Source organism: Loktanella agnita (assembly GCF_046640325.1).
GTDB classification, from domain to species: domain Bacteria; phylum Pseudomonadota; class Alphaproteobacteria; order Rhodobacterales; family Rhodobacteraceae; genus Yoonia; species Yoonia agnita.
Map to the genome: position 1 here is coordinate 1 of NZ_JBJMBF010000011.1, position 21,823 is coordinate 21,823.

A 21,823-nucleotide genomic window follows, 5' to 3' on the forward strand; every position below is an offset into this window, starting at 1 on the left:
AAAACGCTGGGATACGAAACACCAGCAGAACGGTTCAACGCATGTGTTGCAGCGATCCGTTGAAATCACCGGACGAACCAAACATTAATAGAATACTAATATCAGCAAGAAACTGCTTCTCTACGGCGTTCAATAAGTTCTGAGTTGAAATAACTTAACTCAACGCAACTCAAATTTGTGGTGTTTAAAAAGTTATTCTATTACCGAGATGATTTGCGATCATTTGAAATATAAGAGTTGTCTCCAAATTGCGGCAACACGAAGCGCCGTTCATGAGGTGGAAATTCTCTCATTAGTTGAAATTTCGCAAAGGTATGCCACTAACCTTTAAATCCGGTCCAGCGCCGCCTGCACCGCCGCAAAAAACTGCCCCACATGCGCTCCGTCAACCAGCGCGTGGTGCACCTCCAGCGTCATTGCCATATCCGCATGGTCACCGTGATCAACAATCTTGCCCCACGACACGCGCGGTATGCAATCATCCGGTCCCGGCAGCGCGTTGTTGATTGATGTGTAATCAAGCCAAGGCAGGCAAGACAGATAAGCCAAATCATCCCGCCCGCCGTTATTCGGATCAAACGGCCGCCCGCTTGCCACATCGTCGATCTCTGCCCGCGCGGCGGCATCGAAAGTATCAAAATCCGCCGTATATGGCAGGTAGGCATAGCCGAAACTACCCGCTTGCGTGGGGACGGTCATTGAAATCGCGATTGCATCGTGGTGGATGACCATATCGCCGCGAAACCGCATGCATAATTCCGGCACGGCATGGACCCCCGCCCCGATCGCATAAAGACAGCCACGGTACGCCGACACGCCCTCCGCTTTCCGGTGCATCAGACGGGTCACATTCAAACGCGATGTCACCGCATAATGCGGCTTTTGGTAGCCCCGGAAAAAGCGGAACAGATCGGCACGCGGCCATTGCGATTGATCGACGATATGCTCAGCCATGCGCCCTGCTCTTTCTGTGTGATTGTCAAGGCGACCCTATGGCAATTCGGTGCACGGGGAAACGGCGCAGCACTTTAGCGGGAACAGGTTAACGCGCCCGGATCGCACCGCACTTTGCGGTCCGATGGAAGTCCGACGCTTATCCGACGCGTATTTGCGCCGCTTCAACCGCCGCCACAGCGCGGGCAACCGCCGCCGCAATGCTCAGATCAGAGGTATCAATCAGCGCGGCATCCGCCGCCGCAATCAGCGGTGCAGTCGCGCGGCTGCTGTCACGGGCATCGCGGGCTTTTACGTCTTCCAGAACCTGCGCCAATGTAATGCTAAGTCCTTTGCCTGTTAGTTCTTTATAGCGCCGTTCGGCCCGGCATTCGGCGCTGGCGGTGATGAATAATTTGGCTTGTGCATCGGGGCAAATCACCGTCCCAATATCGCGGCCATCCAGCACCGCACCGCCGTCACGCGCGGCGAATTTACGTTGAAAGTCAACAAGCGCACTGCGGACATCCGCAATCACAGCCACTTCACTCGCCGCCTGCGCCACCGCTGGCGTGCGCAGATTGTCATGCTCCAGATCCGCCGGATTCAACGCACGCGCCACAGTCACCGGATCACCGCCCGCCAGCACCTGCGCACCCACCGCACGGTAAAGTAACCCGGTATCAAGATGCGCAAAGCCAAAATGCGCCGCCACGGCCTTTGAAATCGTACCCTTCCCCGCCGCTGCAGGGCCATCAATCGCCACGGTGAATGCCACGATATGCTCCTTAAAAACTGCCAATGTGCCAGATATTTAGAGCAAACCGATAAAGGATCACCCATGCGCATCACGCTTCTCCCCCCGCATACATCCATCGACAGCCGCATTCCACGCGAAAATCTGCTGCCGGACGGGCTTGCGCTGAGGCGGCGCCACAGGCCCGGACAAAGCGTCGCCGCGTTTCTTGGGTCGATACCCAGACTGAACAGGCGTTGGGTTGGCCGAACAGACGAAATGCTAATCTTGGGCCAGTCGCCGTGTTGCCAACCCATCAGCAGGGTAAGTTAAATGTCAACGATCAGTGAGATCGGCTTTGCGGACCTTCGACGAACGTCCGCAAAGGAATCCAGCTAGGCACTATGTCGCCACCTCCATCTGGATTTGGCCGTCATGTAGGAAACATTTTTTGTCGAAAAGCGATAGATCGACAGGGTTTGGCAAACGGATGTCCGCAAGGGTTGGCATGTTGCTCGACGATAGCTCAAAAGCGCGGTCGATCTGGGAGATCAGAACCACAACCGCTCCGCATTCGATGGCAAATCCCTTCAGCGCCCGGACTTGTTCTTCGAGCGGAGGATTGCTGCGTTTTTGATCCAGAAGCTGCAGGTAGTCGACAACGACAAGTGCTTGACCTCGCGAGTTGCTGACGCTTTCAATGATATTGCGCTGCGCAGATATCGTCCGAAGTATCAACGACGACTGAACGGCCATGTTCCTTTGGATCGAAACCGAGTCCTTCAAACCGCTTCCAGACATCCGCTTCATTGTAGTCCAATGAGAAAACGTAGCCTGTGCGATTGTTCTTCGCTGCCAATGCAGTCAGCTCCAATCCAAGAAAGGTTTTGCCATGACCGGGGCGCGCACCGATCAGCATTATATCGCTTGGATTGAGCTGGCTCAAGATTTCATAGGCTGGCGTGGTTTTGGAGTAGCTGGTCGCCAAGTGGCTCCAGTCCTTGAAGCCTTCGTTGATGGCAATCCAGTTGAGAGCCTCGTGGAGCTTGATGCCCTTTTCGCGTGCCAGCCGCTTGGCTTGGCGCTTAAGCATGTAGATTGGCGATGATAGTCTCATCGTGAACCTCCTTTTGCGAGCGGTCTCCGCAATCCCTCCTTATGCGTATGCTCGAACAGGATAGGTCCGAAATCGTGTCGCTCCGCATGTCAAATGCTGACCCAGTGGAGGGGGGAGGCCCGAGCAAGGCCACATCTGAACGCTATCCGGATCGCTGGAAATACTCAATTCGATTTCTGTCATTCGCTGCATGCTGACAAATGAGCAGGTTGGGCTCTTTCCAGTCATGAGCCGCCCCATCTAGCCCTAGCTATTCGCCCGCACGATCTGCGCGCCCAATCCCGCCATCAGCGGCTCGAAAATCGGAAAGGACGTTGCGATCGGCGATCCGTCATCGACAGACATCGGCTTCTGCGTCGCCATCCCCATCACCATAAAGGCCATGGCGATCCGGTGGTCTAACTGGCTTTCCGCAGTGACACCGCCCGGCACATTGCCATGGCCCAGCCCGGTGACTTTCCACCAATCAGGTCCTTCATCAACACCCACGCCAGCGGCGCGCAGCCCCTTGGCCATCGCGTCGATCCGGTCGCTCTCTTTGACCCGCAGCTCCTTCACGCCCTGCATATCGGTCACGCCTTCGGCAAAGGCGGCGACGACCGATAGCACCGGATATTCGTCAATCATGCTCGCCGCGCGCGCGGGTGGGACAGCGATCCCTTTCAAATCAGGCGAGAATTTCGCGCGCAGATCGGCCACAGGTTCGCCCCCCTCTTCGCGCATATTCTCAAACGTCAGATCCGCGCCCATCTCTTGCAGCGTTTCAAACAGCCCCGCGCGGGTCGGGTTCAGCCCGATATTGGGCACCAGCACGTCAGACCCCGGCGTAATGATCGCCGCACAAACCGGAAACGCGGCTGATGACGGATCGCGCGGGACGACGATGGTTTGCGGTTGCAGCTCTGGCTGGCCGTTCAGGGTGATCACCCGGCCCTCTTCCGTTTCGGCCACACTCAGTTCCGCACCAAAGCCTTGCAGCATCCGTTCGGTATGGTCACGGGTCGCTTCTTTTTCGATCACAACGGTCTGGCCCGGCGCGTTCAGGCCGGCCAGCAGCACCGCTGATTTCACCTGCGCCGAGGGCACGGGCACCGTGTAGCGCACCGGCACAGGCTCTGCTGCACCCACCAGCGTCATCGGCAACCGCCCCCCTGCCCGGCCCACGGCCTGCGTGCCAAACAACGCGAGCGGGTCCGTCACCCGCCCCATCGGGCGGCCATTCAAGGATGCATCGCCAGTAAACGTCACCGAGATCGGGCAGGTCGCCATCGCGCCCATGATCAGGCGCACGCCGGTGCCGGAGTTTCCACAGTCAATCACCTGATCCGGCTCTGCAAAGCCGCCCACACCGACGCCCTGCACAGACCATTCGCCGCCACCGTGATCGGTGACCGTCGCGCCGAACGCACGCATCGCCTTGGCCGTATCAAGCACATCTTCGCCCTCTAACAATCCGGTGATGCGGGTCTCGCCCACGCAAAGCGCACCAAGGATCAAGGATCGGTGCGAAATTGACTTATCCCCCGGCACATCAGCCACGCCGCTCAGCGGGCCGCAGGGGCGGGATGTCATGGGGATGGGGGTGCCGTGACCGGACATAAATGCGCCTCCTGCAAGTTTCCGGCAGGTCATAGCGCAGGGGGAATGCAGCGTCCATCACTGCCGGACGTTTTACCCGGCGGCGTGTTTGCGGAATGTCAGATAATGCGGTGTCCGGCCTTCGCGTAGGGCCTTTTGCTCGTACCGTGTAGAGAGCCAGTCACCCCACGGATCGCGCCAGTCCTGCGGGCGCTCTGCCAGCCATTCAAATCCGTGGCGGGGCACCTGTTCCAAGGTTTGGCGCACGTAATCTTTGATATCGGTGGCCACCCGCAGCTCCGCCCCCGGTGCCATGACCTGAGACAGCGGTTCCAGATGCTCTGGCGTTACAAAGCGGCGGCGGTGATGTCTCTTTTTGGGCCAAGGGTCGGGATAATTGAGGAAAACCTTGCTGACCGACCCAGCAGGCAGTACGTCAAACAAGTCACGCGCATCACCGGGATGAACACGCAGGTTATCCACCCCTGCCTGTCGGATCTTGCCCAAGAGCATGGCAACCCCATTGATATAAGGCTCGCAACCGATCAGCCCGATATCCGAATAGGTTTTGGCCATATGCACAAAATGTTCGCCGCCGCCAAAGCCGATTTCCAGCCAAAGCGGTTTGCCCCCGAACAGCGCATCCACATCCAGCGGCGTGCGATCAGGGTTTTCATTCCAATCGACCGCACCGGGCGACAGCTGCGCCAAATCTTCGTCCAGATATTTTTCTTGCGCAGGCCGCAGGGATTTGCCCTTGAGCCTGCCATAGAAATTGCGCCACGGGGCGCCTTGATGCTTTGGCGTGTTTTTCATCGGCAGCGGCATAGCCCGGCGGGACGTGCAGGGCAATCCCTGCCAGTGGTCATCCGAACCGATAGCTGGACGCAGTTACCCCGCCAAATAGGCCTTTTTCATGATAGATCATCGTCGCCGCCTCACCCTCTGCCGCGCCAAGTGCAACGAAGATCGGAACAAGGTGATCCTCTTGCTTGTGGCTGACCCGTGCGTAGGGTGCGCTTTCCCAGTCGATCATCGCGGCTGTACGCGCATCCGGCTCCTGCATCAGCGCATCATGCAGCCAAGCATCAAAACCGTCCGACGGCTCACGCGCCTCGGGACCGAACAGGCGCAGGTTATGATAGCTGAGGCCAGAACCGACGATCAGCACGCCTTCGTCCCGCAGGGGTGCCAGCGCCCGGCCCATCGCAAGATGGGTCGCAGGATCATAGGATGCTTGTAGTGATATTTGGAACAGCGGCACATTCGCCTGCGGGTACATGATCGCCATGGGCACAAATGTCCCGTGGTCGTAGCCTTGCGTTACGTTCAGTTCTACCGCAATTTCGGCATCCTTTAGCAAATTCAGTGCCTTTTCCGCAATCTCCGGTGCGCCGGGGGATGGGTAGACGACGCTGTAGGTATGTGCCGGAAACCCGCCGTAGTCATAGACCATCGGTGGCTGGGGAGAGGCCATGACTTGCACCATCTCAGCCTCCCAATGGCCCGAAATCATCAGCACCGCTTTCGGCTTTTGAGGCAGGTCATCCACCATCTCAACGAAAGAGCGTTCAAGATTGGCGAATATCTCGCGCATTTGCGGGACCCAAGGCCATGGTCCGCCGCCGTGCGAGATAAAATAGGTTGGAAGTTTATTTGCCATTGCCGTCGCTCCGTTCCGTGCGGGCAGGATGCGGCCCGATACAAACGCAATGTAAGGGTCAGCAGCGACGCATCCTATTCCCGAAATTTTCAGAGCGTCAGTTCATCCGCGCACAAAACACGTATGCAGGAAACAAAAAAACCGGTGCCCTGTTGCCAGGGCACCGGTCTAAATTTTCGATGGGTTGGATCAGACCGCTGATTTCAGCGCATCCACCAGATCTGTGCGTTCCCAGCTGAAACCGCCATCCGCATCAGGCTGGCGCCCAAAATGACCATAGGCCGCCGTCCGTTCATAGATCGGCCTGTTCAGTTGCAGATGGCTGCGAATGCCACGCGGGGTCAGGTCCATGACCTGCGCGATGGCCTTTTCGATATCCGCCGGGGACACCTCGCCGGTGCCGTGGGTATCCGCATAGATCGACAGCGGCTTCGCCACACCAATCGCATAGCTCAGCTGGATTGTGCAGCGTTCGGCCATGCCAGCGGCAACCACGTTTTTCGCCAGATAGCGCGAAGCATATGCGGCAGAGCGGTCCACCTTGGTTGGGTCCTTGCCAGAAAACGCGCCCCCGCCATGAGGGGCCGCACCGCCATAGGTGTCCACGATGATCTTGCGCCCGGTCAGGCCTGCATCGCCATCAGGGCCGCCGATCACAAACTTACCGGTTGGGTTCACATGCCAGACGGTGTTGGGCGTGATGAAGCCCTGCGGCAGAACCTCTTGGATATAAGGTTCGACAATCGCCCGGATATCGGCGCTGGTCTGGCTGGCATCGCTGTGTTGGGTGGACAGCACAATTGATGTCACCTCGACCGGTTTGCCATTCGCATAACGCAGGGAAACCTGGCTTTTCGCATCGGGGCGCAGGGTGGGTTCCTGCCCGGATTTACGCACTTCTGCCAGACGACGCAGGATCGCGTGGGCGTATTGGATCGGCGCGGGCATCAACGTGTCGGTTTCGGTCGTGGCATACCCGAACATGATACCCTGATCGCCAGCACCTTCGTCCTTGTCAGCACTGGCATCCACACCCTGTGCAATATGGGCGGATTGTTCATGCAACAGATTGGTAATTTCACATGTTTCGTGATGAAATTTGTCCTGCTCGTAGCCGATATCCTTGATGCAGGCCCGCGTGATCGCATCCACGCTTTCCATATATTCGCGCAGCTTGCTTTGATCGGAAAGACCGACCTCTCCGCCGATGACGACCCGATTGGTGGTCGCAAAGGTTTCACAGGCAACGCGCGCCTCTGGCTCTTCGGCCAGCAGGGCATCCAGAATAGCATCCGAGATACGGTCACACACTTTATCGGGGTGACCCTCGGACACGGATTCCGAGGTAAAAATATAGTCTTGTCGTGACATGGGGAGTGCTCCATTGAAATTGACTGTCACGTCAGGAAGCCGTTGTGACAGCATTGGCGACAGGTGTAGGTGCTGCCGCTGTGCAGGTCAATCGCTATTGCGGCGTGCGACAGCAAAGCACAGCAAGGTCAACAATGTCATAAGGCCGAAGACCGGCCCGTCGCCCCAGCGGACATAATATGTTTCCATGCGTGGTGCGGGCAGTGGCACGTCGATGAAACCATCAATGCCCAGCGGCAGATCTGCAACGATCTGCCCCCAAGGATCAATCATCGCGCTGACACCGGTATTGGCAACCCGAACCATAGGCAGCCCTTGTTCGATAGCCCGCAAGCGCGCCTGCGCCAGATGTTGATAAGGGCCCGCGGCCCGGCCAAACCATGCGTCATTGGTGATCAACAGCAGCAATTGCGGGTCGTCACCGCGGGTGATTTCCTCTGCAAAGATACCTTCGTAGCAGATCAGCGGCACCGCCTGCCCGATCCCAGGCAGATCCACCGGACCGGGTGCGTGGCCCGGGGTGAAGCCACCCATCTGTGCCGCCAAACCCCGCAGGCCCAGCCGTTCGGCAACGGCCCCACCGGGAATATATTCGCCAAAGGGCACCAGATGCTGCTTGTCATAAAGCGCATGCACACCCCCCACCCCATCCATCACCACAAGGCTGTTATAGAAGCGTCCAACATCATCGCGGCGCTGGATGCCAAAAACCAACGGCGCGCCGCGCGCCGCATCGGCAAGCGGTTGCATGTCCGCTTCGATGTAGTTCAAAAGTGAGGGGATCGCCGTCTCTGGCCAGACGACCAGATCAGGAACCTCTTCCGCGGCGGTCATCACCACCATCCGATCCATGAACAACTGCCGGAACGCCGGGTCCCACTTCTGATGCTGTGGCGCATTTGGCTGGACCAGCCGGATCACCGGCGCATCCTCTGCCGCCTCTGTCATCGGAGCCCGCAGGGCGAATCCCGCCACAAACAGCGCCAGCACAAGTCCGCCCCCGGCCAGCCAGCGGCGGCGATACAGCAAGACAAGTGACCATGCGCTGATGGCGGTAATCAGGCTCAGCAGATGCGGCCCGCCAAATGCGGCCCATTGTGCCATGTCAGTTCCAATCCAGACATGTCCCAAAAGCGCCCAGGGAAAACCGGTGAAAATCAGCGAACGCGTGATTTCAGCCCAAACCAGCGCCAACCCGAAAAGCAGCGCGCTGCCGGGGCGCATCCGAGCGGCCAGATAGGCTGCCAGCGCCCAGAACAGCGCCGCACCGCCTGCCATCAGGATCAGCGCAAAGGGGGCCATCCAGCCGTGGCGGGTGATATCAACCAGAAAGGGCTCAACAATCCAGTGCAGTGCCAGCCCGAAATAACCGATGCCAAAACCCCAGGCCATCAGCGCAGCCTGCCTTGCATTGTAGGCGCTGGCATGGATCAGCATCGCAACCGCCAGCGCAGCCAGTGTCGCAGGCCAAATGCCAAAAGGTGCCTGCCCCAACGCACCCACCGCCCCGGCAAGCGCCGCGATCAGCAGACGAACTGCGGCGGGCAAGACCGCAAATCGCGCGAGGCGGTCAGCCATTCAGTGAGCCGACAACCTGACGCGAAGCCGCTTGATCCGGCGCGGGTCAGCATCGACAACTTCGAATTCGGGGCCGTCGGGATGCACAATCACCTCGCCACGCGCAGGCAGATGGCCTGCCAGCATCGTGACCAGCCCGCCCAGCGTGTCGATTTCTTCCTCGTCGATTTCATCATGTTCGGTCAGGTTCATACCGATTTCGGCTTCGAAATCCACCAACTCGGTCCGGGCCTGAGCCAGATAGCAGCCCGGCTTTTCCATCACCCAGCTTTTGACCTCTTCGATATCATGCTCATCCTCAATTTCGCCCACGACCTGTTCGATCACATCCTCAATCGTGACAAGACCGTCGGTGCCGCCATATTCATCAATAACCAGCGCCATGTGGATGCGCTCTGCCTGCATCTTTTGCAACAACACCCCGAGTGGCATCGAGGGCGGGACATAGATCAGCGGACGGACCATGCCGCGCAGGTCCAGTTCCGGCGTGCTGCCGTTGAACCCGTGGCGCAGCGCAAAATCCTTGAGGTTCACAATCCCGATCGGGGTATCCAGCGTGCCGTCATAGACCGGCAGCCGGGTCAAACCAGATTCACGAAAGACCCGCACCAATTCATCGCGCGTGATGCTCACGGCCACGGCCACGATATCGGCCTTGGGAATGGAAACATCCTCCACCCGCTTGCGTCGCAGGTTGAGCATCCCAAGCATCTGAGTGGCGGGTATGGGCGAATCGCCGGGCGTTGCCGCATCCGTTTCCGCTTCACCCTCCGGCTGGAAAGCGCTGCGTATACGGGCGAAAAAGCCCTGTTTTACTGTTGCCTCATCCAGCTGCGCGCCTTGCGCTGCTATAGATGGCCCGTCGTCGGTATCGCCCATTGTTCCCTTACCTGATAGGGCCTAATCGCCCGGTTCATCCTTATATGGGTCAGAAAGACCCAGTTTGCCAAGTATCTCTGTCTCTAACCCTTCCATCAAACTGGCATCGCGCGCACGTTCGTGATCGAAACCCAGCAGATGCAGCGTTCCATGAATGAGTAAATGAAGCGTGTGATCGGTCAGCGATTTGCCTTGTTCTGCGGCTTCGCGGGCGCAGGTGTCATAGGCAATGGCGATATCGCCCAGCTCGCTATCCGGTCCAGGTTCCGGGGGCAGCGGCATTTCGCCGTCCACTGCCGCCGCGCGCTCGTCCGATGGCCAGCTGAGCACATTTGTCGGCGCAGGCTTGCCCCGGAAATCGGCATTCAGATCAGCAATCCGCGCATCATCGCAGGCGAGCAGGCTGACTTCAAACACCGAAGGCTCCAGCCCCAGCCAGTCCAGCGTGGCATCCGTCGCTGTCTGTGCCAATCCGGCAATCTCTGTCCAGCGCGGGTCTTCGATCTGAAGTTCAACGGTCAACAGAGCCGGGCCAAACTGAAATCCCCAGACAAACGTCTGTTTCTGGCACAAAACGCAAAACCGTTCCGCGTCATCAGGTGCTGTCCTTTTCGTAGGCCTCGATAATCGCGGCGACCAGCGGGTGGCGGACCACATCCTTGGACGTGAAATAGTTAAAGCTGATCTTCGAGATGTTCTTGAGCAGCCGTTCGGCATCCCATAGTCCCGAATTCACCCCGCGCGGCAAATCAATCTGCGTGCGGTCGCCCGTGATCACCATGCGCGAGCCTTCACCAAGGCGGGTCAGGAACATCTTCATCTGCATCGTGGTCGCGTTCTGCGCTTCGTCCAGCACAACAAAGGCGTTCGACAATGTGCGCCCGCGCATAAAGGCCAGCGGCGCGATCTCGATCACCTTTTCTTCCATCATCTTGGCCGCCTGCTTGCCCGGCAGAAAATCATTCAGCGCGTCATAAAGCGGCTGCATGTAAGGGTCGACCTTGTCTTTCATGTCACCGGGCAGATAGCCCAGCTTTTCACCCGCTTCGACAGCCGGGCGCGACAAGATTATCTTGTCCACATGGCCGCTGATCAGCATGTTCACACCCACGGCCACGGCCAGATAGGTCTTACCGGTCCCGGCGGGGCCAATGCCAAAGGCAAGCTCATTGTCGAACAACGCCTTCACATAGGCCTTTTGCGCGTCGGTCCGCGGCTCAACCAGTTTTTTGCGGGTTTTGATTTCCACCCGCGCTGTATCAGTCTTGAAAAGCTCAATCTGATCGGCGGGACCAGTCGGCACTGGCGCGGGGCCCATTCGCAGCTCGCGGTCGATATCGCCGGGCTCTAGCGCGCGGCCAGCCTCAAGCCGGGAGTAAAGGGATTGCAACACCTGCATCGCGTCTTGGCGCGGTCCGTCCTCGCCCAGCACAGCAAGCTGGTTGCCGCGCCGCACGATCTGGACGCTCAACTTGTCTTCTATGGTGGTAAGATTGCGGTCATACTCACCGCATAGATCAATCAACAGAAAATTGTCGGGGAATTCCAAAAGGGATTCGGTGACAGCGTCAGCGGATGGGGTCAGGGCACCGGTAGCCAATCAACTCTCCTTTGAGTCTAGATATTGATATGGTGGCCATTCCAATCGCAAGGTGCAAGAGATCAGACGCAAATGTCACAGAAATGACAGGTTATCGGCCATCAGACTTTCACAGAAAGTCTGAAATCAAATCCTCACCGAGGATTTGTCGCCAATTCCTGCATCAGGGATTGAATCAAACGTAAAGCTCACCCTTCAAAGAGTTCGGGCTGTTCGCAACCACCCGGACAGAGCGGACCTGACCAAGTAACTCGACCGGGGCGTCGGCATAGACCGCGTGTAGGTATTCGGACTTTCCGATGAGCTGGCCCGCCTCGCGCCCCTGCTTTTCAAACAACACCTTCACCTCGCGCCCCACCATTGACGCCTGGCTGGCCTGCTGCTGTTCCCGCAAGAGCGCCTGTAGCCGTTGCAGGCGATCATTCATCACCTCATCGGGCAATTGCGGTTTTTCCGCCGCCGGGGTGCCGGGGCGGGTAGAATACTTGAAGGAATATGCTTGCCCGTAGTGAACCTCGCGCACCAAGGCCATCGTGTCCTCAAAATCCGCTTCCGTTTCACCGGGGAAGCCCACAATGAAATCCCCCGACAGCAGCAAATCAGGCCGTGCCGCGCGAATCTGTTCGATCAAGCGGATATAGCTTTCAGCCGTATGTTTGCGGTTCATCGCCTTGAGAATGCGATCAGATCCGGATTGCACCGGCAAATGCAGATAGGGCATCAGTTTTGCGCATGTGCCATGCGCTGCGATCAGCGCATCATCCATGTCATTGGGGTGCGAGGTCGTAAAGCGGATACGCTCCAGCCCGTCGATCCTGTCCAGCTCCCAGATCAGCCCCGCCAGCCCCTGTTCATGCCCATGATAGGCATTCACGTTCTGACCCAGCAGGGTCAGTTCCTTGACCCCGGCCTCGACCAGTTCGCGCGCCTCGCGCAAGACCCGGTCGGCGGGTCGCGACACTTCGGACCCGCGCGTATAAGGCACCACGCAAAAGGCACAGAATTTATCGCAGCCTTCCTGCACAGTCAGGAAGGCGGTCGGTCCGCGCTTGGCTTTCGACCGCTTTTTCAGGGTATCAAACTTATCGTCCTCGGGGAAATCAGTGTCGAGCGCCTTGGCCCCGCCGCGCACCGCGTCTTCCATCGCGGGCAGCCGGTGATAGCTTTGGGGGCCAACCACAAGATCAACCAGCGGCTGGCGGCGCATGATCTCTTCACCTTCGGCCTGCGCCACACAACCGGCCACGCCGATTTTCAGGTCAGGCTTTTCCGCCTTCAAATCTTTGTAGCGACCCAGCTCGGAGTATACCTTTTCCGCCGCCTTTTCGCGGATGTGACAGGTGTTCAGCAGGATCATATCCGCATCATCGGGGCTTCGCGTTTCCACATAGCCTTTGCCGCCCAGCGCCTCGGCCATGCGTTCGCTGTCATAGACATTCATCTGACAGCCATAGGTCTTGATAAACAGCTTTTTGGACGCGGACATGAGGACAGCTTTCGAACGGGAAGGACCTGCGCCTTCTAACGGGAGAGCGTGATGCTTGCAATGCGCGCGAAATTCGCAGAGTTTGCCAGACGACCCAAGATATCGGCCCGATGCACTATTCCACACTCTCCGCCCTGATCGCCGACCGCAAGACCACCCTGTCCAAGGGCCCGGTCGCATTGATGCTGGCAGATGATTCGGTGGAGTTAGAGAGCACCCTGACCCGGCTGAGATCGATAGGCTTTGCGCAGGTGATCACGTTTTGCGCGCCTGAGATTGCCCTGCCTGACGGCACGACCCGTGTTGACTATGATGTGCTATCAAACAATGCACTGCCGGATATCGTCAACGCGCTGATCGCCGTCGCACCCGGCATATGGTTTCATTACTGCTACAACGCGGAATACCTTTATTTTCCTTTCTGCGAGCACCGCAGCGTGGGCGAGATGATTGCATTCACCGTGGAAGAGCGGCGGGATGTGATCCTGACCTATGTGGTCGATCTTTATGCTGCTGATCTGAACGCGGCAGATGATGGCGTATCCCGAAACGACGCCTACCTTGATCGGTCAGGGTATTATGCGCTAGCGCGCACGGATGACACAGGTGCGGCGTTGGAGCGGCAAATGGATTTTTTCGGCGGTCTGCGCTGGCGGTTCGAGGAACATATCCCAATCACACGGCGCCGGATCGACCGGGTCTCACTGTTTCGGGCTGTACCGGGGCTGCAGATGCTTCCCGACCGAAGCTTTAACATCGCCGAGCACAACACCTATGCCTGCCCTTGGCACAACAACCTAACCGCTGCGGTCTGTTCCTTTCGCACGGCCAAGGCACTGCGGCGAAATCCGGGCAGCCGCCACCAGATCGATAGCTTCCACTGGCAGAACGCGGTCCCATTCAATTGGCATTCGCAGCAATTGTTAGATCTGGGTCTGATGGAACCTGGGCAGTGGTTCTGACGATGGGTGGGTCAAGACCCACCTTACGGCGTTGCAATGATGAGAATGGCCAATCTGCGGGGCGCTTCACCAGACCGGCATGCACCGGTGCAGCTGCAATCAAATGCATGTGCAGCGCGAAATCATTCTGATCCCGAATCGCATGCTCCCAGAAGCGGCGTTGCCAGATCCCCTTTTCGACACGCTTGCGATGACTTTCAGGGCGATCATCTGGAGGCGGCACATGGCGCGAGAAGGTCGATTTGATCATGCGCCAACGCTTGGAATAATCTGCGTCCCCCTCAGGCAAGATCCAGATCATATGCAGCTTGCTGGGCAGGATCACCGCCCCCGCAATCTGAAACGGCCAGCGTTTCATACAGAGCCGGGTGACACTGCGCAGAAGATCGATGCGCGCAGTCAGCAAATCTGCACGCAGGTCCTGTAAGCGGACAGTGAAGAAATAGGTCCCGCCCTCGATGCGGCGGCGCAGATAATTGGACATACCGTAAAGACTGCGCAGACAAGGTTAATTACGCGTAAACAGAAGTCAAAGCGTAAGGTGGATCCTGATCCACCACCCCGTCAGGAATGAACCCTGTCGTCTTGATCAATCGGCAACCTCTTGGCCATCCGGATGAAGGCCTGATCCGCCTTGCCCTTCACCAACCATGACAGACCAAAGGCCCAGATGCCCACCGCCTCGAACCAGAAAACCAGATTATAGCGCATCACCGCCGCCTGCCCCGCGCCAGTGCCGTGGATTTTCAGCCATGACGCCAGCGCGATTCCAATCAGGCACGCCAGAATGATCCAGCCACAGCCCTGATAGACACGGCGTCGCACGGTTTTGGCAGTGCGTGCAAACTTACTAAGACAAAAGATCGCCAGACAGGTGAAAAAAATCAACGCGCTGGCATAGTGAAACAACGGGCTGGTCCCGATTCCCACAATGTTCTGCGTCATTGTCGCGATCTGGGCAGTCGGGCTTTCGTTCGGGAAAAGTGCAACACCAAAGGCCGAGGTGCCGGCGATGGTCCCCAACCAATCATCATTGATCACATCACCCGGACGGCGGCCATAACCACGATAGCAGATCAGAAAGACACCGATCGCGCATAGCGTGCCGACAAAGATATCCCGATAAAGCGTGTGATAAAAATCGCTGATCGAAGGTTCAATCCGATGCTGTTCCAACAGCCCGCCGATCAATAAAAAGAGCGGCAGCGCCATGCCAAGGATGCCAAGCGCTGTGCGTACGTGATGATAGGAAAGCACCATATCCCTGTGGTGATCTTCAGGCATAACACTGTCTCACAATATCAAACTCAATCAGCAAAATATTGCGCAAAACAATGCACTAATGCAAGACGTGCGGGGTTTACCTACTTCCGGCGCAGCCGGATCACGACGTCGACCGACGCGATTTCGGCGCCTTCAGGTGCATCAGGCAAGCGGCTGATCTTAAGATCTTCGGCCGGGGCATCCGTCAGCTTGGCGCTGTCTTCCCAATAGAAATGCGGATGATCCGTCATGTTGGTATCGAAATAGCTTTTCGATCCATCCACCGTGATTTCGCGCATCAAGCCAACCTCGCAAAACGCACGAAGCGTATTGTATACAGTGGCCAGCGACACTTTTTCGCCCGCGTGGGATGCCGCGTCAAACAGGCTTTCCGCCGTCACATGGCGGTCGTGTCCGTCCCCGACCAGAAGGCTGGCCAGTGTCATCCGCTGACGGGTTGGCCGAAGCCCGGCCCCTGAAAGCCAATTTGCGCTGCGTTCTGTCACGATATCAGTCATGGTCGCTCTTGTGCTGCCTCCCCCTATTCATATGGGAAGATACCCCACATTATCAAATGAAAATGGTTCAGGTGCGGGTCTACTTGCCCTCGCGAAGGTCTGAGTGGTACAGGTCAGTGGACGCAGCAGACAAGAATGAGACCAGCAATATGGCGGATTATCCGACAAGTTTCGATAAAGATGCGCTCTTGAAATGTGCACGGGGCGAGCTTTTCGGCCCCGGAAATGCGCAGCTTCCCGCGCCTCCGATGCTGATGATGGACCGGATCACCGATATCTCGGGCGATGGCGGGGAACACGGCAAAGGACATGTTGTCGCAGAGTTCGATATCACCCCCGATCTGTGGTTCTTTGACTGCCACTTTCCCGGCAACCCGATCATGCCGGGTTGTCTGGGGCTGGATGGCTTGTGGCAGCTGACCGGCTTCAATCTGGGCTGGCGTGGCTGGCAAGGACGCGGTTATGCGCTGGGTGTGGGCGAGGTCAAACTCACCGGCATGGTCCGACCCGACCGCAAAATGCTGACCTATAAGATCGACTTCACCAAAGCGATCCAAACCCGCCGCTTGACTATGGGCGTCGCCAACGGAATCGTCGAGGCGGATGGCGAGGTGATCTATCAGGTCACCGATATGAAAGTCGCGCTCAGCGAAAGCTAAAAGAGCCGCGCGGACAGGAAGCCTTGGCAAGAGCCGGGGCTTCCACCCAAGCCGTAATACCGAGCGTCAGCCGATTTCCTATGGACCCTGAATACAACATGGGGAACATTTGACACACAACAGGCGCAAACAAACTTTGCCGCGTGTTGTGCAAATGTCTGCTGTGCGGACGAAAGAGAACGTTCACATTGCTCGACACCATATCCGGTATTGGAACCGATGCTAAGTGTGGGAACAGTGAAATAGGCTCCGGTATTAGTTGCAAGGTGTGGCCGAAAGTGAAATTCTCACCATGTGCAGATCGCAAGAAAAAGCATTTACATCACTATTTACTCGTTATTCGGAGCAATAATGATCGCATCAGTCGCTGAGGCCGAAACGCCTATATTCGTTGAAGCAATCCCACCCTATTCGCTTAATTGCAGGTCAGCCAGAACGGTCAAACGCTCTGTGAAACAAAAATTGAGGTTACAGAATCAAGCAGCGACCCTGTCGATTCAAACTGCTCCCTTTCGATCTCAAATAACGGAACTCTCGAGATTTCGGGGAGTATTACCGGAGACGCGATCAGTGGTCGGTTCAGCAATACGTTGAAGACCTTCGACATGGCACCGTTCACACGGGTCTTGCGCGACCGAACAGTGGACTTCGGTGACCGCATTGATGCTTATCATGCGGGTATTCTCGCACGTGTCCCGGACATCAACGACAAGTTTCGATTGCGGCGTATAGAACTCCCGGGAGATCTGTCGGTGGATCAAATTTTGAATGATGCGGCAAACAGCGCTGGCGCGTCAATTCCGCAAGAAATGGGCGCCTTCGTCGATCGTCGCGTAATATTGGATAACGATGATTACATTGGACCGATGAACCAAAGGTCCAAGGGGACGCAGCCTTTTGACTGGCCCAGCCTTTCGGAACACCTGATTTATGAAACACTAGAGCCTGAGCACTTGCCAGCCCCCGGAACCGAGCTCCGCGCGTGGTATGATCGCCTGCGGGTGGTCTTCTTCTATTTGTCAGGCGATCATTCTATGATCGTCTGGGACCCGCGAGCACCAGAAGGGGCAGCGTCATTCTACAGTGTTTCCATGGACAACTACAGCCGACCAGAAGGATTTTTATACCCAGATGGAACGCCCGTCAGTGCCGAAGACGCGCTTCTCTCTCCGCTCGTGCCGACGGACTGGCAGAATTGGTTTGATGAATATCTAGATGCAGCTGAAATCGACCCGGAAAACCCCGATCATCTGATTTTTGATAGCAGCGTCCACCATGGCCGCTTTGTCATCCAGTTCATGGGAAACAGCAGCCGCTTCAACGTGTTTCGCACAGTCAAACCGGCCATGCATTTCCAAAGCCAAACATGGTGGCGTAGGTAAAGCACGATCTGATCGAGTTCCAATTTGCGGAAGGTTTTACGAATATACAGCATGTATCAATGCAAACGACACAATGCCGCCTTCACCTCTATGGCTTTTACTAGTTGCTGAGCCGAAACTACAACAGCTGTCATTCGCTGCATGATAGCAATCTGGCAAGACTGGGCTCGAAGCGGATCTTTCGCGAGCGTCGCCGAAGGCTTCCTCGGGCCGCTTTGAACAACCGCAAATGTCTTGATCATGGTATATTTCATGAAATTAATGCGAAAATGGCCAATATTCGCGCCGCGGGTTGGGGAGTACCATGAACAAACCTATCTGGCTTGCACTGGACGTTTTGGGGTTAAACTTTGGTACGGCGTTGTGCCTAGGGACCTCATGTATTTCCGGTTGCTTAAACGCCACTGGCTATTGCGGTGGCAACACGCCAAATCCTGACCGGATCGGTGGGCACTCGTGGTTTTTACGGGACGCCTGCGCCAATGAGCAATTAACCGCATCGCAAGATATTACGGCATGCGCTCTGACTGAAATTCGGCAAGAGGCGCAGCCGCAAGGCAACTTTGAGCGCTGCAAACGGGATATGCTGTTACAGCACGGGTTATTGCCGACATTATCATGGGGGCTGCAATCAGGAACGTCGCAGCGGGTGGCGCGGCGACCTATCAGGTGACAGACGTGAAAGTCGCGCTCAGCGTCAGCCGGTTTCTTACAGTTCATGTCCTCAAATGCGCCTCACCACTCAAGCGATCCGGACACCTTGTGAGGTCAGAACATCCTGCATCGCAGCCATTTCAACCTCATCGAAACCACATTTGTTCTGCACCGAAAGGGCTGCCGCGACACCGGCACCTTGGCCCGTCACGGCACAACATGCCATGTTGCGGGTGGCCGCATGGGCGATCCGGTCGCCTCCGATGGCGCGCCCGGCAATGATCAGATTGTAGACATCTTTGGGAAGCAAGGTACGGTAGGGGATATGCATGTAGCGGCCCGTCGTCGGAATGATCAGCACGCCGTAGCCGTCGATGAATTCAGGGTAGATCCCGATTGAGTCGTCAAAGCGGGCCTCGCCGCGCACATCGGCTTCGGTCATATTGTATACTGCATCAAGTTTGCGCGTATCGCGGATCCCAATCGACATCCCGAAATTACGCAACCGCGCATCAGCACACCCGGCCGTATACTGACGTAGGGCGTCGATAGCATGCATCGCCTGACGCCGGCCCTCGATCTCAAACTTGGTCATGCTGTCTGGGTCGGTGCCGTCGCAGCCTGCCAGATGCACAAGGTTCATATATGTCAGCTCTCCACTGTCATGAAGCGCGCCCCAAGTTCCGCCAATAGTATTAAGATGGGCCGGAATGATGCCGTTTTTGATCGCAAGCTCAAAAGGTTTGCCCAGAAACGGCGAGAACATGTCATCCTCTTTGCCATCGGTTTCGACCTGCCACTCACCGGACGACCAATCCTTATAAGTTTGCGGATCGTCTTGCACGCCAGACAAGAACGCCTGTTTGTCGACACCTGCCAAATGAAACATAACACTGGCTGCTTGCATGTCTTCGACAGGTGTTTTCACCGTGGGGGCACCGGCGCGATGGGCCACATCTGCATCACCGGTGGCGTCGATCACACGTTTGGCGAGGATCGCCTCGCGCCCTGCCTTGGATTCAACGATCACGCCTTTGATCGTTTTGCCCTCCATAATCGGGGCGACAAATTGGCGGTGCAGCATGGGGTGAATGCCTGCCTCTTCCACCAAGGCATCGGCGACCAGTTTGAAGCCTTCGCTGTCCAACTCATAACTCAGCGACTGGCTTTCAGGTACCGCAGCGCCCATCGCTTTGGCCCGTTCTTCGAATTCCCAGCCGATGCCGCCCGCCTCAACCGTGGCCTCATGACGATACCACGCAAACCCCTCCACCCCGACGACGGTGATGTTGCCGCCAAAGCAGCCGAACCGTTCGAGTAGTGTCACATCAGCACCGCAACGCGCGGCAGCCAAAGCAGCCGCCAGACCACCCGGACCAGATCCAACGACAAGCACGTCAGTTTCATGGATCACCGGGGTCTGGCGCGCGGGCTCTGTAATGGATGTCATGGGATTTGTCTTTCTCTCGCCCAGGGTTTTGCCACGCCGGAAACAGTTCGTCCGTCTCGCGATCTTGGGACTCATATTTCGATAGAGTGGGTAAAAAGGACATGAGCGCCTGATACAAGAGTGATTTAAGACGTTTCCGTATCCCACCTCGACACCGCGTTTCTGCTCATCCGGTTGACACCAGTCGGAACTTGGATAGATGATGGCAAAGTTCGCCCACGTAATTCAACTGGATAGAATATCCGACTTCTAATCGGGCTGTTGGGGGTTCGAGTCCTCCCGTGGGCGCCATTTTCAGAAGAGAGCTACAAAAAGCGGAAGCATGCGCAAAATCTTGATTCTCGGGGCAAATACAAATCTGGATTCAGGCGGAAAATTACATTAACCAATTTATATGTATGATAAATCTATCTCCGCAAGGAGGCCAGAGTAGGCTGGGCAACTTCACGCAAGTAGATTGCCCATAGTCTTTTCAGCCAGGCATGAAGCGCTCTACGCGATGTGATGTCACCGCACGCAGCTTTAACCAAGACGTCGAAGTCGGCATGATCGCGATCAACGTGCGACCCCTGCGCCAATGGCCTACCATTCATTTGGTGGCTGGAAGTCTTCGATCTTTGGCGAACACCACATGCAGGGGATGGAAGGCGTGCGGTTCTACACACGGATCAAAACCACGACGACCCGTTGGCCCGGCGGTCAGCGAAGCGATCCTGAGTTCACCATGCCAACACTTAGCTGACAGGCTGACCATCAATTTGCCAACCACTGCGCGGTCCGACAGCTCTGTCGGGCCGTTTTGCGTCAAGCTACAACGTCACAGACCGAACTCTCCCACTTGGTTCTGCACCAGAAAATCGCAGCGCGCCTGATAGGTGCTGTGCAAGGACAAGGCGACCTGCATTTTGACATAAGCCATTTCCGGCGTCATATCGCGCCCGTCGACCACGTTATTATCCCGCATCACCTGACCAGCGGCATAGGTGCCAAGTTTCATGCCGCCTTCGGGGCATTGGCTGACAGCAATGACCGGAATTTTGCGTTGCCGGGCCCGCCCCAGCGCCGCCCGCATCTCTAGTGTATCCGGCGCGGTCCCGGACCCGTAACAGCGCAACACCAAGCCGTCACAGTGATCGACGGCAAACGCCAGAACATCTGTGCATGGCCCCGGTGTGACCGAGAAAACACCGACCTTTTGTGGTGACAGCGCATTCAGACCAGCATGATCTGCGGCGAAAAGTGGGGCAACCTCACTTGTTTCAGCCGCAAAGGCGTCAAACGCGCTGGAATGGGATTTGCGCACGCGAGCCCCATGCAAAAGCCGACCCGCAAATTGGACCCAAACCCCGGGTTTACTAGCCCCAGCAGCATCCAGCGCAGCGCGCAGATTGCCCAGACCGTCGCTGCCCGCTACCGTCAGGGGAAGCATCGCACCGGTCACGATCACGGGTTTATCTAGCCCCGCCAACAGCAGGCAGAGCGCCCCCGCCGTATAGGCCAGCGTATCCGTCCCATGGGTCACAACGACGCCATTACTAGCGTCAGAGGCGTCGTGAATACATTGCGCAACCCTGATCCAATCCGCAGGCGTGGCTTGCGCACTATCAATCAACGGTTCGAGCGTGTGGATCATCACATCTGCCGCGCACTCTCCCGAAGCGATCAAGCTTTGCACCGCATCTTCGACAACACCCGCCATCGGGGCAAAACCGTTTGGCGTATCACACATGCCAATCGTGCCGCCCGTGTGGACAAGAAGTATACGCATTGTGTCTCTGCACCCTGTGTTTTTGCGGCAAACAATCTGGGTGGCCTACGTATCGCGCCGCTACGGTGCACGCAGGCACAGAAAAACAAATTCAGGCGACAAAAACCGGCTGGATACCAGTGTACGTAGGGGACACTGGGCAAATTATGCCTACCCGCTCAACGGCGTCACGGTCTGAGACGTAGCGCTCCCGCCCGACGATGTTTCATTCCAAACAACAAAACCC

The 21,823-nt window shown here is 57.0% G+C and carries 23 protein-coding genes, 1 tRNA gene and 1 riboswitch; of the genes, 5 read left to right on the forward strand and 19 right to left on the reverse strand.

Annotation, left to right across the window (positions count from 1 at the left end):
- Positions 1-327: 327 nt before the first annotated feature.
- From ACJ5NV_RS13150 to miaB, 13 genes are all read right to left on the reverse strand, one after another.
- Positions 328-954 carry a CatA-like O-acetyltransferase gene (locus tag ACJ5NV_RS13150; protein ID WP_411644372.1) on the reverse strand — a complete coding sequence of 209 codons (627 nt, stop codon included), beginning with the start codon at positions 952-954 and terminating at the stop codon, positions 328-330.
- Between the two features lie 139 nt (positions 955-1,093).
- Complete coding sequence (locus ACJ5NV_RS13155; RefSeq protein ID WP_411644374.1) at positions 1,094-1,711, reverse strand: (d)CMP kinase; 618 nt, start codon at positions 1,709-1,711, stop codon at positions 1,094-1,096.
- Between the two features lie 360 nt (positions 1,712-2,071).
- Positions 2,072-2,425 (reverse strand): DnaB-like helicase C-terminal domain-containing protein, encoded by a 354-nt coding sequence (locus tag ACJ5NV_RS13160; RefSeq protein WP_411644375.1) that lies wholly within the window; start codon positions 2,423-2,425, stop codon positions 2,072-2,074.
- Positions 2,367-2,786 carry a DNA helicase gene (locus ACJ5NV_RS13165; protein WP_411644377.1) on the reverse strand — a complete coding sequence of 140 codons (420 nt, stop codon included), beginning with the start codon at positions 2,784-2,786 and terminating at the stop codon, positions 2,367-2,369. Before ACJ5NV_RS13165 ends, ACJ5NV_RS13160 begins: the two co-directional genes overlap by 59 nt.
- 246 nt (positions 2,787-3,032) lie before the next feature.
- The gene (gene aroA / locus ACJ5NV_RS13170) at positions 3,033-4,385 is read right to left on the reverse strand and encodes a 3-phosphoshikimate 1-carboxyvinyltransferase (protein ID WP_411644378.1); all 1,353 of its coding nucleotides are present in this window, start codon (positions 4,383-4,385) and stop codon (positions 3,033-3,035) included.
- Between the two features lie 72 nt (positions 4,386-4,457).
- Complete coding sequence (trmB, locus tag ACJ5NV_RS13175; protein ID WP_411644380.1) at positions 4,458-5,180, reverse strand: tRNA (guanosine(46)-N7)-methyltransferase TrmB; 723 nt, start codon at positions 5,178-5,180, stop codon at positions 4,458-4,460.
- 49 nt (positions 5,181-5,229) lie between these two features.
- The gene (locus tag ACJ5NV_RS13180) at positions 5,230-6,027 is read right to left on the reverse strand and encodes a DODA-type extradiol aromatic ring-opening family dioxygenase (RefSeq protein ID WP_411644382.1); all 798 of its coding nucleotides are present in this window, start codon (positions 6,025-6,027) and stop codon (positions 5,230-5,232) included.
- A 189-nt stretch (positions 6,028-6,216) separates the two neighbouring features.
- Complete coding sequence (gene metK / locus ACJ5NV_RS13185; protein WP_411644384.1) at positions 6,217-7,398, reverse strand: methionine adenosyltransferase; 1,182 nt, start codon at positions 7,396-7,398, stop codon at positions 6,217-6,219.
- A gap of 6 nt (positions 7,399-7,404) precedes the next feature.
- Positions 7,405-7,452, reverse strand: a riboswitch (SAM-SAH riboswitch).
- 33 nt (positions 7,453-7,485) lie between these two features.
- A complete protein-coding gene (lnt, locus tag ACJ5NV_RS13190) occupies positions 7,486-8,976 on the reverse strand; it encodes an apolipoprotein N-acyltransferase (RefSeq protein WP_411644386.1) in 1,491 nt (496 codons plus the stop codon).
- The gene (locus tag ACJ5NV_RS13195) at positions 8,977-9,855 is read right to left on the reverse strand and encodes a CBS domain-containing protein (RefSeq protein WP_411644388.1); all 879 of its coding nucleotides are present in this window, start codon (positions 9,853-9,855) and stop codon (positions 8,977-8,979) included.
- Between the two features lie 21 nt (positions 9,856-9,876).
- The gene (gene ybeY / locus ACJ5NV_RS13200; RefSeq protein ID WP_411644390.1) at positions 9,877-10,377 is read right to left on the reverse strand and encodes an rRNA maturation RNase YbeY; all 501 of its coding nucleotides are present in this window, start codon (positions 10,375-10,377) and stop codon (positions 9,877-9,879) included.
- Between the two features lie 73 nt (positions 10,378-10,450).
- Positions 10,451-11,455 (reverse strand): PhoH family protein, encoded by a 1,005-nt coding sequence (locus ACJ5NV_RS13205; protein ID WP_411644391.1) that lies wholly within the window; start codon positions 11,453-11,455, stop codon positions 10,451-10,453.
- Positions 11,456-11,630: 175 nt separating this feature from the next.
- Positions 11,631-12,941 carry a tRNA (N6-isopentenyl adenosine(37)-C2)-methylthiotransferase MiaB gene (gene miaB, locus ACJ5NV_RS13210; protein ID WP_411644393.1) on the reverse strand — a complete coding sequence of 437 codons (1,311 nt, stop codon included), beginning with the start codon at positions 12,939-12,941 and terminating at the stop codon, positions 11,631-11,633.
- A 110-nt stretch (positions 12,942-13,051) separates the two neighbouring features.
- On the opposite strand from miaB, the gene ACJ5NV_RS13215 reads away from it, so the two are divergent.
- Positions 13,052-13,903 (forward strand): hypothetical protein, encoded by an 852-nt coding sequence (locus ACJ5NV_RS13215; protein ID WP_411644395.1) that lies wholly within the window; start codon positions 13,052-13,054, stop codon positions 13,901-13,903.
- Here ACJ5NV_RS13215 and ACJ5NV_RS13220 read toward each other — a convergent pair.
- The 3 genes from ACJ5NV_RS13220 to irr form a co-directional block, all read right to left on the reverse strand.
- Entirely contained in the window at positions 13,842-14,387 is a 546-nt protein-coding gene (locus ACJ5NV_RS13220; RefSeq protein ID WP_411644397.1) for an REP-associated tyrosine transposase, read from the reverse strand. The two genes, ACJ5NV_RS13215 and ACJ5NV_RS13220, sit on opposite strands and share 62 nt — an antisense overlap.
- Positions 14,388-14,467: 80 nt before the next feature.
- On the reverse strand, positions 14,468-15,187 hold the full coding sequence (locus tag ACJ5NV_RS13225; protein WP_411644399.1) for a hypothetical protein: 720 nt from the start codon (positions 15,185-15,187) through the stop codon (positions 14,468-14,470).
- 80 nt (positions 15,188-15,267) lie between these two features.
- Positions 15,268-15,684, reverse strand: a complete 417-nt coding sequence (gene irr / locus ACJ5NV_RS13230) for a Fur family transcriptional regulator Irr (RefSeq protein ID WP_411644401.1) — start codon at positions 15,682-15,684, stop codon at positions 15,268-15,270.
- Positions 15,685-15,833: 149 nt separating this feature from the next.
- On the opposite strand from irr, the gene fabA reads away from it, so the two are divergent.
- On the forward strand, positions 15,834-16,343 hold the full coding sequence (fabA, locus tag ACJ5NV_RS13235) for a bifunctional 3-hydroxydecanoyl-ACP dehydratase/trans-2-decenoyl-ACP isomerase (RefSeq protein WP_411644615.1): 510 nt from the start codon (positions 15,834-15,836) through the stop codon (positions 16,341-16,343).
- A 605-nt stretch (positions 16,344-16,948) separates the two neighbouring features.
- A complete protein-coding gene (locus ACJ5NV_RS13240) occupies positions 16,949-17,725 on the forward strand; it encodes a hypothetical protein (protein WP_411644403.1) in 777 nt (258 codons plus the stop codon).
- Between the two features lie 258 nt (positions 17,726-17,983).
- On the opposite strand, the gene ACJ5NV_RS13245 is transcribed toward ACJ5NV_RS13240, so the two are convergent.
- Together ACJ5NV_RS13245 and ACJ5NV_RS13250 are read right to left on the reverse strand one after the other, a co-directional pair.
- A complete protein-coding gene (locus tag ACJ5NV_RS13245) occupies positions 17,984-18,130 on the reverse strand; it encodes a sortase B protein-sorting domain-containing protein (protein WP_411644405.1) in 147 nt (48 codons plus the stop codon).
- Positions 18,131-18,467: 337 nt separating this feature from the next.
- Complete coding sequence (locus ACJ5NV_RS13250; protein ID WP_411644407.1) at positions 18,468-19,829, reverse strand: FAD-dependent oxidoreductase; 1,362 nt, start codon at positions 19,827-19,829, stop codon at positions 18,468-18,470.
- 214 nt (positions 19,830-20,043) lie between these two features.
- Between ACJ5NV_RS13250 and ACJ5NV_RS13255 the strand changes: the two genes are divergently transcribed.
- Positions 20,044-20,120 (forward strand) — tRNA-Arg (locus ACJ5NV_RS13255).
- 286 nt (positions 20,121-20,406) lie between these two features.
- On the forward strand, positions 20,407-20,571 hold the full coding sequence (locus ACJ5NV_RS13260; RefSeq protein ID WP_411644409.1) for a hypothetical protein: 165 nt from the start codon (positions 20,407-20,409) through the stop codon (positions 20,569-20,571).
- A gap of 75 nt (positions 20,572-20,646) precedes the next feature.
- On the opposite strand, the gene ACJ5NV_RS13265 is transcribed toward ACJ5NV_RS13260, so the two are convergent.
- On the reverse strand, positions 20,647-21,597 hold the full coding sequence (locus tag ACJ5NV_RS13265; RefSeq protein WP_411644411.1) for an asparaginase: 951 nt from the start codon (positions 21,595-21,597) through the stop codon (positions 20,647-20,649).
- Positions 21,598-21,823 lie beyond the last annotated feature (226 nt).

Bases quoted from the DNA above. Each gene is read 5' to 3' on its own strand.
- ACJ5NV_RS13150 (WP_411644372.1), bottom strand. From the start codon at position 954: ATGGCTGAGCATATCGTCGATCAATCGCAATGGCCGCGTGCCGATCTG.
- ACJ5NV_RS13160 (WP_411644375.1), bottom strand. From the start codon at position 2,425: ATGGCCGTTCAGTCGTCGTTGATACTTCGGACGATATCTGCGCAGCGC.
- ACJ5NV_RS13165 (WP_411644377.1), bottom strand. From the start codon at position 2,786: ATGAGACTATCATCGCCAATCTACATGCTTAAGCGCCAAGCCAAGCGG.
- aroA (WP_411644378.1), bottom strand. From the start codon at position 4,385: ATGTCCGGTCACGGCACCCCCATCCCCATGACATCCCGCCCCTGCGGC.
- trmB (WP_411644380.1), bottom strand. From the start codon at position 5,180: ATGAAAAACACGCCAAAGCATCAAGGCGCCCCGTGGCGCAATTTCTAT.
- ACJ5NV_RS13180 (WP_411644382.1), bottom strand. From the start codon at position 6,027: ATGGCAAATAAACTTCCAACCTATTTTATCTCGCACGGCGGCGGACCA.
- metK (WP_411644384.1), bottom strand. From the start codon at position 7,398: ATGTCACGACAAGACTATATTTTTACCTCGGAATCCGTGTCCGAGGGT.
- lnt (WP_411644386.1), bottom strand. From the start codon at position 8,976: ATGGCTGACCGCCTCGCGCGATTTGCGGTCTTGCCCGCCGCAGTTCGT.
- ACJ5NV_RS13195 (WP_411644388.1), bottom strand. From the start codon at position 9,855: ATGGGCGATACCGACGACGGGCCATCTATAGCAGCGCAAGGCGCGCAG.
- miaB (WP_411644393.1), bottom strand. From the start codon at position 12,941: ATGTCCGCGTCCAAAAAGCTGTTTATCAAGACCTATGGCTGTCAGATG.
- ACJ5NV_RS13215 (WP_411644395.1), top strand. From the start codon at position 13,052: ATGCACTATTCCACACTCTCCGCCCTGATCGCCGACCGCAAGACCACC.
- ACJ5NV_RS13220 (WP_411644397.1), bottom strand. From the start codon at position 14,387: ATGTCCAATTATCTGCGCCGCCGCATCGAGGGCGGGACCTATTTCTTC.
- ACJ5NV_RS13225 (WP_411644399.1), bottom strand. From the start codon at position 15,187: ATGCCTGAAGATCACCACAGGGATATGGTGCTTTCCTATCATCACGTA.
- irr (WP_411644401.1), bottom strand. From the start codon at position 15,684: ATGACTGATATCGTGACAGAACGCAGCGCAAATTGGCTTTCAGGGGCC.
- fabA (WP_411644615.1), top strand. From the start codon at position 15,834: ATGGCGGATTATCCGACAAGTTTCGATAAAGATGCGCTCTTGAAATGT.
- ACJ5NV_RS13240 (WP_411644403.1), top strand. From the start codon at position 16,949: ATGGCACCGTTCACACGGGTCTTGCGCGACCGAACAGTGGACTTCGGT.
- ACJ5NV_RS13250 (WP_411644407.1), bottom strand. From the start codon at position 19,829: ATGACATCCATTACAGAGCCCGCGCGCCAGACCCCGGTGATCCATGAA.
- ACJ5NV_RS13260 (WP_411644409.1), top strand. From the start codon at position 20,407: ATGGCCTACCATTCATTTGGTGGCTGGAAGTCTTCGATCTTTGGCGAA.
- ACJ5NV_RS13265 (WP_411644411.1), bottom strand. From the start codon at position 21,597: ATGCGTATACTTCTTGTCCACACGGGCGGCACGATTGGCATGTGTGAT.